The sequence below is a fragment of the Sulfolobus sp. A20 genome (assembly GCF_001719125.1).
Lineage (GTDB): Archaea > Thermoproteota > Thermoprotei_A > Sulfolobales > Sulfolobaceae > Saccharolobus.
In genome coordinates, this window is record NZ_CP017006.1 from 927903 (window position 1) to 944341 (window position 16439).

The window sequence follows — 16439 nt, forward strand, 5'->3', positions numbered from 1 at the left end:
GGTACGTTTTTAGAACCATGTTCTAAGAATTATAGTACTATTAGTTCCTACTACACCTTGGATACTTCTAATCTCATCTATTGTTCTATTGATAGATGTGATGTTAGTTCCTCTAACTATTACTAAGATGTCATAGTCTCCAGTAGTTTCGTATACTACTTCTACTCCAGGTATTTTGGCTATTTTCTTAGATATTTCAGAAGTAGGAATTTGTGGGGTAGACTGAACCATAACCACTGCCCTTATTTCATTTTCCAATTCGTACTCAATGGTAAATCTTTTTATAATCCCCTGCCTTACTAATTTTTCAATTCTTTTCCTAACTGCTGCTTCACTAACTTTCAGCTCCTTTGCTATTAATGTATATGGCGTTCTAGCATTCTTCTTTAAGATTTCTAATATCTTTAAATCGCTATCATCTATACTAGGGCTAGGCATTTGTAATCACCGTCCCTTTTAGTTGTAAAGCATTACTAATAGGATTATCTTTCATTCCTGAAGCTATTATTACTTTTCCAATTCCATTTTCAATTGCTTCAGCACTCATTAAGAGTTTTCTATTCATGCCAGGTCCTATCTTAGATGCTAGTTCTCTAGCCTCCTCTGCCGTTAATTTATTGATCACCTTATTATCAACTAATACACCTTCTACATCTGATAGCATTACGAGAGTCTCAGGTTTAACGGCTTTACTTATAGCAAAAGCAGCTTGATCAGCATCAATATTTAGAGGTAACTTTTCCTCAATATCTAAAGCAAAAGGTGACAATATTATTGCATCAAATAACATAAGTAAATTATTTATAACATCTCCTCTAATCTCCTTAACTTTACCTGTATAGCCACCATCAATTAATCGTTTTTTGCCCCTCTCATCAATTATAACTATTTTCTTTTTTCTTTCAGCAATTAGTAGTCCACCATCAACACCAGATATACCTATAGTGTTCTTTCCTAAGCTTAACAATTTCGATACTATCTGTTTATTTATAAGGCTCATTGTCATAACATAAATATCAAGTTCTTCCCTACTCGTATACCTACTCTTGATACCCTCTGGAGAAGTTACAAATGTTGGTTCTATCCCCATTTTCTTAGAGTATTCTGTTACTATGTCTCCCCCTCCGTGTATTAGTATAAGCTTCTCCTTAATGTTTACAATATCATCTACTACTTTGTCTAGGGAATTTTTAACTACTCTACCACCTATCTTTATTACAATCATCTTAACCAGGCCTCAAGGGTGCTATTTTTAAACCTTCATCCTCTTCAAATCCCATATTAATATTAAATGCTTGTACAGCTTGTCCTGCAGCTCCTTTCATTAGGTTATCAATTGCTGAAAACATAGTCAGTCTTAATACTCTTTTTTCCACTGCAAATCCCACGTCAGCAAAGTTACTGCCAATTACATATTTAGGGTCAGGATAAGGGTGTATGTTTCCTTTAACTACTCTTATGAATTTCTTCCCTCTATAGAACTCGGCTACTTTTTTCCATATTTCAAGATCACTAATATCACTAGAGAGCCAACTGTGAGCAGAAGCCAAAGCACCTCTAACACTACTAACAGCGTGAGGAACAATACTAATCATAATACTGTCTTTAGCCAACCTAGATAGCTCTTGTTCTGCTTCAGCTGAGTGTCTGTGTCCTTCTGCTTCATAAGGTCTTATTGCATTCTGTCTCTCAGGATGATGACTTCCTTCAGAGGGCTTAGCTCCACCCTCACTGCTACTTACTTTTACATCGCTTATAAACCTTTTACTTTCAGTTAATTTAGAGGCTACTATAGGTGCTAATGCTAATATCGTAGCAGTAGCATTACAACCCGGAGAAGCGATTAGCTTGGTGTTCTTTAGTTCCTCGTAATGTAATTCAGGTAAGCCATATACAGCTTTATCTAACAGATCTGGATAAGGATGTTCGATTCCATACCACATTTTATAAGCTTGAGGATCCTTCAGCCTAAAGTCGGCACTTAAGTCCACAACAGTTAGCCCTAATTCTAAGAGTTTCGGTACATAATTCATAGATACTCCATGGGGTAGGGCTAGAAATACTACATCTGCTTTCTGAGAAATTTGATCTATATCGAAGTTAGAGAAATTTTTTGAGATTAAACCTCTTAGGTTTGGGTGAACTAATGATATTGGTTTACCGGCATATTCCCTAGAAGTCACTAAACTTATTTCAGTTTTCGGATGAGTTACTAGTATTCTTAGTAACTCTCCTCCCGTATATCCTGAACCGCCTACTACTGCAACTCTAACTTTGTCTTTCATTACTTTATGATTAATAGTTTAGGTTATAAATAGTTTAATGCATATAGATATTTGTGATGAGTGTAAACATTGATGAGCTAAAGAAATTTTTAGAAAGTAAAATATCTGCTCTACGAAAAGAGCTTGAATTCTATGAGTACTTGTTAAGTATATTAGAGTCTGGCTATGTTACATCTATCAAAGGTAATAAAGGTAGTATTGAATATATTAAGAATAAAAGAGGTGAGGTGATAGCAGAAGTATACTATACCCCTCCAATGGCAAAATTTGTTATAAAGACTAGAATTACACTTAACAAATCCTATCTATCTGCTTTAAGTAAAATACTTGAATCCGAGAAAGATTTAAGTAAGATTGATTATACAATTGAAATGGATAAAAATGATATAAAAGAAATAGTTATAAAAAATGTTACAAGTGAAATAGTCTATAATAAAATAAAAACTGGCGTCCAAACTATTCTAGAAAGGGCTTCTCAATTATAATAAATCAAGTTTCATTAAAATTGGTCTAGGATCTCCTAAGAACCTTATCAAAGCTTCACCTTTATTCAAGTACATTAATCTATTTCCTATTAGCTCATCATCTATCGAGGTGAACCTTTTAACTTCTTCCCAGAATTTTCTATCTCCATTATTCATGAATAATGCTAGACCTACGTTGTCTAAATAAATATTAGCTAACTCTCCTAAATCCTCTATGTTTTGGGTCGCCATAATTATTGATATGCCATGACCTCTTCCTCTCTTTATCAGATCTGCTACTATTGGGTAATCTTCGTTCTCTGCCTTAAGTATAGTCCATGCTTCATCAAGTACAATAAACACCTTAGGTATATCAAATACGTTATCTAACGAAATTTTATTATATATTTCATATAAGAAAGTATAAATTATGAGCCTTCTAATTTCTTCGTTTTTTATGGTTGTTAAATCAACTACATTAATCTCCTTCTCGTTAATGCTATTAACTAGTGGTATAAGATCTAGATCATCGAGAGCTGAAAGAATGTTTACAATTTTACTAATATAATATCTTAATTGAATGTCATCTATTTCATTAAAATACTTTTCCAAATCTTTCCATCTTAATCTATATCTTAATAGTCTGTTTTCTAATAATCTATTCAGATATGTATAAATTACGGATGATTGTAATTTAGTTAATCTGAACGAATTGTACAAAATTCTCTCTATTTGTAATAATCTTGCTGTAATAGGAATTACACCTTCATATAATAATCCCAATTTATACATCAAAGGATTTATAATATTAATTGGTACTCTATATTTTAAAAGCCTATACTTAATATCGCCTTTAATATCAAATAGTATTATTGTTCTATCATAAATTATGTTTAAAAGAGTGGAAAGGCGTATTAAGAACTCAGTTTTACCTGAGCCAGTTGGCCCAGTAACTAAAATATGAGTATTTTCACTCTCTGTTAAATTCCATAAAATTAAACTATTATTATCCAAATCCTTTCCCAATAGAACTCCATGATTCATCAAAACGTGTTTAGGCTGTTTCTCTATAGAGAAAGGAGTGATATATGGTAATTGTAAAGGTAAAGCTACTTTAGTAGATAGGATCTTTTTGTCGAAAAAATTCTTCGTGAGTCCCTTTATCTCATTTATGCTGGCAAATCTACTTTTTATACCTAGACCTTCTAAACCTTGTTTGATAGTATTGGCAAGTGCTAATGCTTCCGATTTATTTTTGGCGTTGATTATAACATATAATTCATATTTAAACGGGATTTCCTCTTTTTCTACTCTAGAGATTATATTCTGTATTAGTTCCAATTTTCTTTTAGCTTTTTCATTTGAAGGGTCATTCTCTATCACTATTCTCAACGATTGAGCTCTTTGAGACAAGCTTTCTAAATAGTTATTTTTGTCTATATGCTCCTTTCTCAATAAAATAGTTACATCTTTAGCTATATCTAATATTTTGTAAAAAGATACTATTTGTGACTTAAGGTATACATCATTATAGTCTCTATAGTTAGTTAAAATATCATCTATTATGAGTACAGCATTAGCCTTTTTATCGTCATAAAAAACTCCATTATCTATCACATAATATGAAGAAGTTTGAGAGACATAACCTTTGAAAACGTAGAAAATTCTATCATGAAATTGTATTATTAGTAATATCATTAGTAAAACCACGATTAAATATAAGGCTCTGTAGATGATAATAAGACCTACTAGAAATATTATTACTAATAATATAGACAATTTTGTAACGTCAAGTCTCATGAGATGTTGTAAAACTATTAATTAGAGTGAGGTGACAGAAAATAATAAAAATAAAAGACTAACTTTTACCTTAAAAAGTATTAGTAAAAATGTGTAATTTATCTATAATTCGATATTAGCGTGAACTACTCTCAAATCTTCCTCTGTTTTCTTCAACCTTATCATTAATTCCGCTACTACCCCATCAAGAAATATTTGAACAGTATCTTCAAAAAGTGTGCCCAAAGGAGCAAGTGGCTCTGTTATCCCTAAAATTTGTCTCGCAAAATAATCTTCGTTTTGAGAGTATTTAGTTCTTCCAGGGACCTCAACTACTATATCAGCTATCTTAGAAAGTGGACTATCGTTATAACTTGTTATTGCGATTAGCTTTGCTCCAGCTTCCTTAGCAGCTTCGGCAGCCGTTAATATTAATTTAGTTCTCCCTGAACCAGAAATCGCGATAACTATATCGTTTTTACCTATAGCTGGTACAATTGTCTCACCTAATACATAAGAATTATATCCTAAGTGTAGAAGCCTCATTGCAAATGCTCTACCAACTAATCCGCTTCGCCCAGCTCCCATCACTAAAACTTTACCTGCGCGATTATTTTTATAGAAATTTTCAAGCTCAGATATCATTTTATTGACTTGCTCTGCCCTTATGGCTCTAGTAGCCCTAATAATAAATTCTGCAATATCGTACATGGTTTTAAGAGAAAGAGGATAGTCATCAAGTGATGATGACAATATTATACCGCCAAGATAATCTTCTTTCTTAAGATTATTTAAACATTTCTATCTGATGAGAGATATGTTGATACAAATCTTATCACCATTCGGAAAATATATGATACTATTAAACTTGTATAAATAATTAACAATGGTATTATATAATCGAAGGATAAAGTAACTTATTATACGCTCGTGCGATTTCTCCTAAGTAAAGCATTATATATAAGTCCTATTACTCACGAGGCCCAATAATATATATTTTATAACAATATATAACATTATAATAATGTCGTCAAGATGGTTGCCTAAATGGAAAAAATTAGACATAGAAGTCAATAGCAAGAAGATTGACGTGTGTTTTGATGAGATTACCAAACTTTATGCTTGTCCTCTATGCTCTCCGTCTTGTTTAAAGGGAGGGTTACAAGACTATAGCACGTACTTTTTTAATTTAGATGATTTAAAACGGCATATTATTTCTCACAAGGAGGCTTTCTGGCTAAAGAAGAAAAGAGTCTTAGAAGAGGAAGAAGAGGAAGGTAAAATATCAGTTGGTGAGGAGGAAAGTGAGGAAGAGTAAAATTAAAGTGCTTATAGTTGGAGGTCTCACAATAGACGAGATTAATGGTAATAATAAACCAGGTGGGTCACTTATATATTCTTCGTTAGGTGTGTTAAGAGCCGGTGGAGTTCCTAGCTTGTACGGTTTAATAGGTAAGGATTTGGATTTGAAGCAATTGAATTTTATATCTGATTTTGAAAAATATTTTCTTATAGATGATTACACAATAAAATTTAGAATCCTGCTTATGCCAAATAGTAACAAAAGTTTAGTATTATTAAGGAAGCCTAAAGTGCAAATAAGTAATCTTGGTAATATTAATGCAGACGGTGTGATAGTAAATCCGGTTTGTAAGGAAGTCGATCTAAATAATCTAAATACGAGTTTACCTGTTGCACTAGATATACAAGGTCTAATAAGGAATTGTATAGAGAACGAATATATCAAGTACGAGAGTGATGTAAAAATACCTTATAATAAAAATTATATGATAATACATCTAAATTATGAGGAGTTTACCTCAAGCAAATTGACGTTAGATTCTCTATTCAAAACTGGTTTTAAGGAGGTAATCATTTCAGATGGTTATAATGGTTTTGTAGTTTATACTAACACTGGAGAAAGCCATACCTTCAAACCTAGTAAAATAGGTAATAATAATGTAGGAAATGGAGATTTTCTTTTAGGATCTTACTTTACATTAAGGTTAAGTGGATTAAATATTAGTCAAGCTACCGAAATTGCGGGTAAATTAACAGAGGAATTCAGCAGCTCTGAATTCTCTTTATCGTTTCAATAATGCTATAATTTTTCCATTCCCCTAATCTTCCACAATTTATAATATTATTTTCTATATTATCAGGGAATTCGCCGAGTAATATAGCTTCTGAAATTAATTTAGATCTAATTATCACTATATCATTAGGATGTATTATTTGCCTCCTCTTTACATCTAATAATACCCTCTCAATATCTATCTGCTTGATCTTGTTTTCATCAAAAAACGAATAAATATAGTATGCATCATAGTTATTTATAATGTCATTAAACTTGATTATCATCGAGAACGAATCAGCGTAATCTCCCGATAAATATATGTTCCATTTACTATCGCTAGATTTCCTAGGAGTGACAGCTAAAATAACTAACGCAGATATAAATCTTAGAGAAGTTATGTTATGATTCAATGCTTTTAGCAATCTCCTTAATGATGTTGTATTATATAATATATCATATTTTAGTGTATTGCCTTTATTAGTTATAACTTTTGAATTATTTATCCTTATGGGATACTCCTTAATTATCTTAAATTTCTTTGAAATATTCTCAAATATTTCCCATAAATTTTCTATAAGATATATTTTTCTAGTTTTCTCAAACATCATAATCCAATGTGGTAATTCATTACATTTCTCACAGATTTTATCCTTATAATGTTCATATTTTCTGTAGTATATATCTAAATCGTATTCTTTAAACATTAAATTAAAATTATTCAGACTAATAGTCTCATCAACTAATGGTGGAACTAAATGAATTTTAACTCCAAATACATCTTCAAAAGAATGAGTTCCCCCAATTATTGGTTGTTCTTCAAGTATAACATCTGGTTTAATCCTTTCACTGATTAATAAACCCGTTAGACCACTTCCTATTACTATCCTCATTTTTATATATGAAAAGTATCAAATGCTCAAATTAAAACTTCTGACAGTCCGGCATTTGGAGGAGTATCCCTGTGATAGAATTGAAAAAGTTCTACTTGATTATCTTTACCTTCAATAACGTTCTTATTATTAAATATATTTTTCAAGATGTCTTGTATTTGCTCATCCGAGTATCCCTCAAGCTGTATATACTTATCCTCTATTTGTATAAGTGGATAATACGAACCATATAGTATATCAAACTCCATATCAACGCTAAACTTATACATTTTTTGAAAATCATATATTGTCTTTAAAACTCCCATATCGCCATTTGGACCAAATATCACTTTGACGTTCATTTTATGATCTCTAAAATATGACTTAGGGCTCAGAATAATATAAAATCCTTTAGAATTAGTATTACTCACGTATGAAATCTTATCTAGGTACGTTAACAGCTTTACAAGAAGCAGGAGTGTACTTTTTTACTAATGATCTTGATGAAGCTAAAGTAGCGCTTCAAGAAGCTAGTATTTTATATAAAGGCTTAAAAGTGAAAATCCTTAACTTAGCAAACACTGAAGAACGGTTAGAAATAGTGGAAATTGATCCGGATATGGCATCAGAGAAAAGTGGATATGCAGTAGTAGTAAAGGTACCAGATATGCCAGTATAAATTAGTGAGAATAAGTCTCAATTTTATATCTACGTCATTTCTAATTTTTAATTTTACATAAAATATTAAAATTATAAATCTATTGAGAACAAAATCTTTATCATAAACTAGTTCATGAGTTGGATAATGTAGATTAATAATAATAAAAGTCCACAATATGATGCTGATTCTTTATCTTTCTCTAATATCCTCAAATTGTGAGAAATTACAATTCTTGTATACTTGTATTACTAAAACTATCTCAATTTGTTCTTATAATTTGTGGTAATACAAAAATTCTTTAACACGAATTGTTAGATAAAACTACAGAGCTTACTAAGTCACTTAACATTATGCATTAAAGTTAAAAATGTAATCCGACTTATGTTTAATAAGGGCCCGTCGTCTAGCCTGGTTAGGACGCTACCCTCACACGGTAGAGATCCGGGGTTCAAATCCCCGCGGGCCCATGTGGTGTTATGGGTACCTCCTAAGACCCATTTCTATTTTTTAATTTGATGAAAGTCGAAAAGTCTGTAATCAATTTCAATCTGTCCTCTTTATCATTATGATGAATAAACACCGTCAAATTGCTGTATAACTCAAACTTTGGTAGATAATACCGTATAGATAGGCTCACCTTAGCGTTTCTCTGCTTCTCTCTTCAATCCATGATGATCTTGTTATGTCAATGAAAATCACTGGCTAATATAAGGAATAATTACAAAGATATTTCTAAAACAATGCTTATTAATATTTATAAAACTCTAAAAATGGTAAGTATTCAATACATGTGTAGTTTATAAACATCAGCTAATAATTTTCGTTACAGTATTTTATTTGCCCTACTTTAGATATGATTTGATTAAAAGATCAATTTAACAAAATTGCGCGGGCCCGCCGGGATTCGAACCCGGGACCTACGGGTTGCTTTCCGCAACCCTCGCGGTTAAAAGCCCGCCGCTCTACCTGGCTGAGCTACGGGCCCAGCTGAAAAGTAGTAGTGAGAGTTGGTTAATTAATTTTTCTTCACTTTTTGTGGGATGAAGAAGTCATAAATTAGCTTGTATTCTAATGTATTAAGGTAGGGTGTTGAACTTGCTATCACAAGTTTTTGCATTAATTATAATGATAGTCACATATGGGCTTATAATAGCAAGAGGAATTACGAAAATTCCGCCGTGGGCGTCCATGTTTTTTGGAGGTATATTAATGATAGTATTTAACGTTATAACTCCAATCGAAGCATTAGAAGCAATAAATATGGACGTAATATTATTTTTAATAACACTGTTTACTTTTGCATCTGCATTAGAGGTTTCTGGTTTTTTAAAATTTTTAGCATATAAAATTATTGAAAGATATAAGGAACCAAATAAAATCCTTTTCTATATTTTACTATACTCTGGCATATTGTCAAATCTGGTAACGAATGATGGAATATCGGCAAGCTGGACTCCAGTAATCTTAGAAGTAAGTAACATGACAGGAATTAATGAAATACCTTTTTTATACGCATTAGCAGTAGGAGTGACGATCGGAAGTGTCATAATGCCAACCGGGAATCCTCAAAATCTATTGATTGCATTAGAATCTGGAATTAAAAATCCCTTCACAACATTTGCCAAATTCCTACTAATCCCTACTATTATTAGCATTTTTATCGCTTATTTAATACTTAATCGTCTTTTCAAAAATTTCCTAAAAGATAATGGAATAAATATAACGATTATAAAAGATAGTGATATAAATTTTGATAAAAAGCTAGGATACCTCTCCTTATCATTACTTGGTATTACTGTTATTCTATTTTTTACACTAAGCTTATTTAAAATTGACATCATCTTAGGTTCTTTATTGACATCATCAATCTTAATTTTAATCTCAGCCAAAAGGCGAGAAATAGTAAGACGAATGGATTGGTCAACTATATTATTTTTTATAGGTTTATTTATGTTTACTGAAGGAATAGTAAAGTCTGGAGTAATAAATTACCTTTATAATATTCTTCCATCACCTACTAATATAGGGAATATAATGATAGTTAGCATAGTGTTAAGTCAAGTTTTAAGTAACGTGCCTCTTGTAGCAATATATATACCGCTAATGGTTTCACATGGTGCAAATTCGGTAATTGATTGGATAGCACTAGCTGCAGGAAGCACTATAGCTGGTAATTTTACACTTTTGGGTGCGGCTAGCAATGTAATAATTTCTGAAGCATCAGAAAGCAGAGGTGGAAAAGGTTTTAATTTTATCGAATTTATGAAATATACGATTCCAATTCTCATACCTAATGCTATAATTATTTATTTGTTTTTGATATTTTTTAATAGATTTATATAATCATTAAAAGGCCTACAGTGTTCTTGGACTGTAAGCAATATAAGGTTTAGCGAAGAATTTAAGTATTAGCGTGGATAATGAAATAATGAAGGGGTATCTAGTCCCTTGACTGCCCCGAAGTCGGGTTCGTATGAGAGGGACGTCCTGCCGTGATAGGAATCTATTATTATATACAAGTTTCCCTAACTTTGATAATGCTAATTCATACATCAATTCTAGATTTAAAGTATAGGGAAGTAGATCCAAAAATATGGTTATATTATGTTCCGCTTTGTGTGTTTATCGTATTTGATTATCATTATTTATTTCTTCCATTATATCTATACTCTTTCGCTATTGTAAATGTACTTTTCTACTTACTATATAGATTTTCCTTAATAGGTGGGGCTGATGTTTTCCTTAATGTCATCCTAGGTTTATCAAATTCAACAGTTTTTCCTTTAGTAAGATCTCCTCTTTCAGTAATAGGATTAGAACCTCTGCTGATAGTGCTTTACGCTTCAGTTCTTATCCTCTTAGCTAGCGTTTTCAATTTTATTAAGCAATACAAATTTACTAGAAACTTACCGTTTTTAAAGAGGATAATCTTCGCACTATCTGCTAGAAGAATAAAGGTAAGAGATTTTATTAATTCCAAATTTTTATTTCCATTAACTACTATAAACGAAAAAGGTGAAGTTACAATAAGGGATTATTTCTCCATAGAGGAAGACGATAAGTACTGGAGAGATAAATATAGAAAATTAGTAGAAGAGGGTAAGGTTTCAGAGGACGATTATATATGGGTAGCCTGGGGAATACCCGTAATTCCATTTGTTCTTTTAGGCTATTTTCTATCAATAACTGTAGGCTTTCCTATTTAAATAAAACTATAAAAGACATATTTGAAATAGTATATTGCTTTGTATGTATCAAGAATATTAGTGGAGGGGTCAAACAAAGAATTAGTTAGACAACTTAAAGAACTATTTAATGAACTAGGATATTTTATTGTAGAAAAAGAGCCGGATGTAATAATTTCAGTTGGTTCCATTTATAGAACTTTAAATAAGTATTACACAAAATATAAGGACATTATTATAATAAATGTAACGGAGGATGGCAATAACGTGATCCCAATTTCAAGAGAATTAAGCGGAGGATCTTTTATAGGAGGTATAGTAGCGGATTCTTTGGGGGCAAATCTGACCTTAACGTCCTCAACTTCTATAAGAGGCTTGTATAGTATACAAGAATTTAGTTGGTTAAATGGATTTAATATTATAAAAAAATATAATAAGCTATTAAATTATATTAACCACAAACTAATAAAAAATGGTGTTATTAATATATATTCTGAAATATCAAGCTTAAAATATGTTCTTTATGACGGCTATACAGCTGTGAAAACTAAGGAAGAGGCAGATGTTATAATATCTAATAATAATTTAAATGATTCTCAGAAGTTAATTCTAAAACCATTTAAAATTTATGTAGGTATAAAGTATATTCCATCTATCCCTTTTGAGGTGCTAGTGTACTCTGTTAAGATGACTCTTAAGTCATTATATTTGATGAGTAATAGAATAGACTATATATAGTAGTTCCATCAAAATATGATGATAACATAAAAGATTTATCCAGATACTACTTGTCTAATATAATATATCTGCAAGAGAATATCGAAACATCTTGTCAAGATTTATTGAGACAAATTGATGTTAGAGTAATATTAAAGGAAACTAGGAGAGCTTTTGGTGTACTTACATGTTTAGGGATAAGATGAAAATATATATGTATAATAGTTAAGATGTGAATATTAGTCGTATGCAAATGAAGGTATATAATCCTCTTCTAGACGACTATATTATTATCCCTAAGCCTATAAACAGAATTGTTAGTATTGATCCTGCGTCGACTGAGACGATATTTTTGCTCGGGTATGGAGATAAAATAGTAGCTACTGATGCTTTTAGCTATAGGCCAGCTGAAGCAAAAAAGAAAATAAAGATAGGAAGTTATACTCATGTCAATCTAGAACTTTTAGAATCTCTTAAGCCTGATATAATTTTCTCCACAAATGGTGCTCAAAAGATATTAACTAAGAAGTTACTAGATTTAGGATATAACGTATATCCTATACCCTTACCTACTAGTGTATCAAGTATCTTATCTAATGTTCTTCAAATAGGCAACGTATTAGGGGAGTACGAAGGATCGAGGAAACTGTATATAAGTTTACTTAACACTATGCTTTCAAACATTGTCTATAGCTCTCTTAAGAAACCTAAAATCTACGTAGAATTTGATTTAGGCGGACCTATTACTATTGGGTTCCCTACACATATAAGTGACGCTATTAGTTTATTGGGCGGTAAGAATATATTTGATGATAATTCAGAGGCTTATTTCACACCCAAGGAAGAGGAAATATTGGAAAGAGATCCCGACATAATAATATATGAACCTAAAAAGTTATCTGAGTACGAGAAGGCAAGGTTTTACGATAGTATAAGAAGTAGGGGATTATCTAGCCTATTAAAAAAGCCTATATATTTTACTGTTGGCGATTATTTGGCTCATATGGGACCTAGTTTTGTGACAGATTCCATAAAGTGGCTTAAGTCAGTTATACTATCAACAACCTAAATTCCATTTTACGTTATCTAAGATTTTGCAGTGCAGTTATAAGATATGGATTGAGTCGGAATATTCTGAGATGTTGAATAACTTGGATATTGCCATTAAACTTTGATTTTTCTATATATATATGATAGCATTATATAAGATTTATTTAATTTAATATTTTTATTATTAATATTATTTATTTAATTTTCCTTATTTAATTAAATTGGCAAAAGTAAGAATTATGCCCTATCTTCTAAAGAAACCTTTTATCGCTGAATATATAGCCAAAATAAGAGTTATAGCCATGATTATTTCGTAAACTTCTCTTAACAAATTTATTCCAGAGTAAAATGAAGATATAAAGTTATAATTGAAAATTCCATAGTCAAATTTAGTATACTGTGACATATTATTTGAGTTTACTAGAAAAACTTTATAAAATCCTGGATTTAACTTTACTCCTATATACTCTTCTTGATTTGAGATTATTCTACCATCACTACTCACTATCGTGATATTCATATTAGATGAATTTTTGACAAATGCTATTAAAGTATTATTATATTGATTTATTGTAATGTTTATAACATTAATTCCAGTGTTAGCCGGAATTACGTCACTTTTCAAGTTTTTCAAATATACGTTACTAACGTATTTATAACCTGGATAGTAGTTTGGAATTTCTAAAAACAATCCTAGTACTATTAAAAAGATTATTAAGAGTATCACACTAAAAATGAAATATGATTTATCTTTATTTCCATTAAAACTTTTAATCCTTACCACTTTTTTTCACCTATGTCCGGTGTTCAAGAAATCTGTTGAGGTACTAGATACTACATTAAGAGATGGTTCGCAGGGAGCAAATATATCCTTTACTCTTAATGATAAAATCAAGATAGCATTAGTCTTGGATGAGTTGGGTGTAGACTATATAGAAGGGGGATGGCCAGGATCTAACCCTAAAGATGAGGAATTCTTTAAAGAGATTAAAAAATATTCCTTAACTAAATCCAAGATAGCAGCTTTCGGTAGTACAAGAAGAAAGGATATTAAGGTAAATGAAGATGTGAGCCTTAATAGTATCATAAAAGCTGATGTTGACGTGGCAGTATTGTTTGGAAAGTCGTGGTCTCTACATGTTACTGAAATTCTTAAGGCTACAAAAGACGAAAACTTGGAAATAGTTTATGATAGTATAAGTTATCTTAAGTCTCATGGACTTAAAGTAATATTTGATGCTGAACACTTTTATCAAGGCTTTCTAGAAGATTCGGAGTATGCAGTAAAAGTAATCAAGACCGCGGAAGAAGCTGGCGCTGATGTTATAGCTTTAGCTGATACGAATGGTGGTACTCCTCCATATGCGATATATGAGGTAACTAAAAAAGTCAAGGAACTAATCAAAACTAAGCTAGGAATACATGCACATAATGACATAGGATGTGCTGTGGCAAACTCTATAATGGCTGTAAAAGCAGGGGCGAGACATGTTCAAGGTACTATTAATGGTATCGGTGAAAGAACCGGTAACGCTGATCTAGTACAGATAATTCCTACGTTATTGCTTAAAATGAATTTAAATGTGCTGAAAGGATATGAAAGTTTAAAGAAATTAAGATACGCCTCTAGAATTATTTACGAAATATTAGGCCTAACCCCTAACCCATATCAGCCCTATGTTGGAGATAATGCATTCGCCCATAAGGCAGGCGTTCATGTGGATGCTGTAATGAAAGTTCCGAGAGCATATGAACACGTAGACCCATCATTATTAGGTAACGAGAGAAAGTTTGTAGTATCAGAACTATCAGGTACTGCTAATCTATTATATTATTTACAAAAGTTAGGTATCGAGATAGATAAGAGAGATGAAAGGTTAAAGAAGGCACTAAATACCATAAAACAGTTAGAGGCTAAAGGTTATAGTTTCGATGTAGGGCCAGCATCAGCTACTCTCATCGCACTAAAAGAACTAGGAATGTATGAGAAATTTATTCAGTTAGATTATTGGAAGGTAATAAATGAGAGTAATGGTCTCTCAATAGGTATAGTTAAGGTTAACTCTCAATTAGAAGTTGCTGAAGGTGTAGGTCCAGTTAATGCAATAGATAAAGCACTAAGGATGGCTCTACAGAAAGTTTATCCGGAAATAAGTGAAGTAAAGTTAATCGACTATAGGGTTATATTACCGGGGGAGGTAAAGAATACTGAGAGTGTAGTTAGAGTTACTATTGAATTTTCTGATGGTAAAAACAATTGGAGAACTGAAGGCGTATCTAAGAGTGTTGTTGAAGCATCGATTATGGCTTTGATAGATGGACTAGATTACTACTTACAACTGAAGAAGAAATTAAAAATATCAAATAGTATGTTTAATATGTGAGCTGGGATCCTGGCGGTTTAAATAAAAACTCAAAGAGCAGATTTTATGTATTTATGAGATTTTTAAGAATTGAACAAGTTTTATTTAGCTTGCCCATGGCATACTTAGGAGCTTTCGTAGCTATTAAGAAAGTCCCGTCAATATCTCTTTTGGTGCTCATGTTCTTGGCATTATTCTTCCTAAGAACTGCAGGTATGACCAACGACAATTTAGCAGATTTGGATATAGATTCAAAAAATCCAAGGACTAAGAATAGGCCTTTGGTCACTGGTGCAATAAAAGTTTGGGAAGCTAAATTGTTAATAATTTTATCAATAATATTTTTCTTTTTAGTAACATATTTCATAAATATATGGGCATTGATATTTTCTCCATTTGTAGCATTAATAGTACTCTCATATCCTTATATGAAGAGATATACAGCATTCGCTAACTATCATTTAGCGTCTATTCAAGGTTTAGCAGTTTTTAGTGGGGCTGTTGCGGTATTGGGTATTTACTATCATAACATTGTCTCTATAGTTTTAAGAATACCTTGGTTTTTCGTAGTCGCAACAATATTATGGGCAGTTGGTTTCGATTTATATAATCATATACCAGATGCAAACTTTGATAAACAGATGGGTTTACATAGTTTTGCCGTATTATTAGGTAATAGAGCATTGTTATTTATAGGGCTAAATCAATTATTTTCAGTAATTTTAGATTTTCTAGGTGATATATATTATGGATTAGGAATAATGGCTATTATAGCAACCTTAATTCATGGCTTGATAATGGCTTATGCATATTATTTAGCTGCTAGGAAAGGAGATTTTGGAAAAGCTTTCATATATAACATATATTCCTCAGTAGTGCTAGGGCTAGGCGTCGATTTAGATGTAATTTTAGGGATTCCGTTTTAGCAAAAAATTAAAATCCCCTTAAAGTATAGAAAATGTAGAGGTATCCAGGGACCTTAGGAAAAT

The 16439-nt window shown here is 31.6% G+C and carries 18 protein-coding genes and 2 tRNA genes; 11 read left to right on the forward strand and 9 right to left on the reverse strand.

From position 1 onward, the window contains the following. Positions 1-9 precede the first annotated feature (9 nt). The 3 genes from lysM to argC are packed head-to-tail and all read right to left on the reverse strand — an operon-like array spanning position 10 to position 2285. Positions 10-438 (reverse strand): HTH-type transcriptional regulator LysM, encoded by a 429-nt coding sequence (gene lysM, locus BFU36_RS05150; RefSeq protein WP_069282564.1) that lies wholly within the window; start codon positions 436-438, stop codon positions 10-12. After that, positions 431-1225, reverse strand: coding sequence for a [LysW]-aminoadipate/[LysW]-glutamate kinase (locus tag BFU36_RS05155; protein ID WP_069282565.1), 795 nt, complete (start codon positions 1223-1225; stop codon positions 431-433). The genes lysM and BFU36_RS05155 overlap by 8 nt, the downstream gene beginning before the upstream one ends. A gap of 1 nt (position 1226) precedes the next feature. After that, on the reverse strand, positions 1227-2285 hold the full coding sequence (argC, locus tag BFU36_RS05160; RefSeq protein ID WP_069282566.1) for an N-acetyl-gamma-glutamyl-phosphate reductase: 1059 nt from the start codon (positions 2283-2285) through the stop codon (positions 1227-1229). 56 nt (positions 2286-2341) lie between these two features. Between argC and BFU36_RS05165 the strand changes: the two genes are divergently transcribed. Next, on the forward strand, positions 2342-2770 hold the full coding sequence (locus tag BFU36_RS05165; protein WP_069284607.1) for a hypothetical protein: 429 nt from the start codon (positions 2342-2344) through the stop codon (positions 2768-2770). Here BFU36_RS05165 and cedB read toward each other — a convergent pair. Both cedB and hxlB read right to left on the reverse strand, forming a co-directional pair. Then, positions 2765-4549 (reverse strand): DNA import protein CedB, encoded by a 1785-nt coding sequence (gene cedB / locus BFU36_RS05170; RefSeq protein ID WP_069282567.1) that lies wholly within the window; start codon positions 4547-4549, stop codon positions 2765-2767. The two genes, BFU36_RS05165 and cedB, sit on opposite strands and share 6 nt — an antisense overlap. A gap of 102 nt (positions 4550-4651) precedes the next feature. Then, positions 4652-5281: a 6-phospho-3-hexuloisomerase gene (gene hxlB / locus BFU36_RS05175; protein WP_069282568.1), complete on the reverse strand. Its 630-nt coding sequence runs from the start codon at positions 5279-5281 to the stop codon at positions 4652-4654. 271 nt (positions 5282-5552) lie between these two features. Here hxlB and BFU36_RS05180 point away from each other — a divergent pair, with 271 nt between their 5' ends. After that, positions 5553-5846 (forward strand): hypothetical protein, encoded by a 294-nt coding sequence (locus tag BFU36_RS05180; protein ID WP_069282569.1) that lies wholly within the window; start codon positions 5553-5555, stop codon positions 5844-5846. Beyond that, complete coding sequence (locus BFU36_RS05185) at positions 5833-6627, forward strand: hypothetical protein (RefSeq protein WP_231961247.1); 795 nt, start codon at positions 5833-5835, stop codon at positions 6625-6627. Before BFU36_RS05180 ends, BFU36_RS05185 begins: the two co-directional genes overlap by 14 nt. On the opposite strand, the gene BFU36_RS05190 is transcribed toward BFU36_RS05185, so the two are convergent. Then, the gene (locus BFU36_RS05190; protein ID WP_069282571.1) at positions 6593-7495 is read right to left on the reverse strand and encodes a hypothetical protein; all 903 of its coding nucleotides are present in this window, start codon (positions 7493-7495) and stop codon (positions 6593-6595) included. The two genes, BFU36_RS05185 and BFU36_RS05190, sit on opposite strands and share 35 nt — an antisense overlap. Before the next feature lie 26 nt (positions 7496-7521). After that, the gene (locus BFU36_RS05195; RefSeq protein ID WP_069282572.1) at positions 7522-7905 is read right to left on the reverse strand and encodes a hypothetical protein; all 384 of its coding nucleotides are present in this window, start codon (positions 7903-7905) and stop codon (positions 7522-7524) included. Between the two features lie 2 nt (positions 7906-7907). Between BFU36_RS05195 and BFU36_RS05200 the strand changes: the two genes are divergently transcribed. Together BFU36_RS05200 and BFU36_RS05205 are read left to right on the forward strand one after the other, a co-directional pair. Then, positions 7908-8153: a hypothetical protein gene (locus BFU36_RS05200; protein ID WP_069282573.1), complete on the forward strand. Its 246-nt coding sequence runs from the start codon at positions 7908-7910 to the stop codon at positions 8151-8153. A 374-nt stretch (positions 8154-8527) separates the two neighbouring features. Continuing rightward, positions 8528-8602: transfer RNA gene (locus tag BFU36_RS05205), tRNA-Val, on the forward strand. 422 nt (positions 8603-9024) lie between these two features. Here the strand turns inward: BFU36_RS05205 and BFU36_RS05210 are convergent. Continuing rightward, a tRNA-Lys gene (locus BFU36_RS05210) sits at positions 9025-9120 on the reverse strand. A 140-nt stretch (positions 9121-9260) separates the two neighbouring features. On the opposite strand from BFU36_RS05210, the gene BFU36_RS05215 reads away from it, so the two are divergent. The 4 genes from BFU36_RS05215 to BFU36_RS05230 all read left to right on the forward strand — a co-directional run bounded on the left by BFU36_RS05215 (position 9261) and on the right by BFU36_RS05230 (position 13106). Continuing rightward, positions 9261-10478: an anion transporter gene (locus BFU36_RS05215; protein WP_069284608.1), complete on the forward strand. Its 1218-nt coding sequence runs from the start codon at positions 9261-9263 to the stop codon at positions 10476-10478. Between the two features lie 194 nt (positions 10479-10672). Next, complete coding sequence (locus BFU36_RS05220; RefSeq protein ID WP_185957819.1) at positions 10673-11341, forward strand: A24 family peptidase C-terminal domain-containing protein; 669 nt, start codon at positions 10673-10675, stop codon at positions 11339-11341. Positions 11342-11380: 39 nt separating this feature from the next. Beyond that, on the forward strand, positions 11381-12058 hold the full coding sequence (locus BFU36_RS05225) for a cobalamin biosynthesis protein CbiG (RefSeq protein WP_231961248.1): 678 nt from the start codon (positions 11381-11383) through the stop codon (positions 12056-12058). Positions 12059-12284: 226 nt separating this feature from the next. After that, on the forward strand, positions 12285-13106 hold the full coding sequence (locus BFU36_RS05230) for an ABC transporter substrate-binding protein (RefSeq protein ID WP_069282574.1): 822 nt from the start codon (positions 12285-12287) through the stop codon (positions 13104-13106). Positions 13107-13331: 225 nt separating this feature from the next. Here BFU36_RS05230 and BFU36_RS05235 read toward each other — a convergent pair whose 3' ends face one another. Continuing rightward, positions 13332-13871, reverse strand: coding sequence for a hypothetical protein (locus BFU36_RS05235; RefSeq protein WP_069282575.1), 540 nt, complete (start codon positions 13869-13871; stop codon positions 13332-13334). Here BFU36_RS05235 and cimA point away from each other — a divergent pair. Together cimA and BFU36_RS05245 are read left to right on the forward strand one after the other, a co-directional pair. Next, a complete protein-coding gene (gene cimA, locus BFU36_RS05240) occupies positions 13822-15471 on the forward strand; it encodes a citramalate synthase (protein WP_069282576.1) in 1650 nt (549 codons plus the stop codon). The genes BFU36_RS05235 and cimA overlap by 50 nt on opposite strands. Continuing rightward, positions 15468-16376, forward strand: coding sequence for a 4-hydroxybenzoate octaprenyltransferase (locus BFU36_RS05245; protein WP_069282577.1), 909 nt, complete (start codon positions 15468-15470; stop codon positions 16374-16376). The genes cimA and BFU36_RS05245 overlap by 4 nt, the downstream gene beginning before the upstream one ends. Positions 16377-16439: the final 63 nt, after the last annotated feature.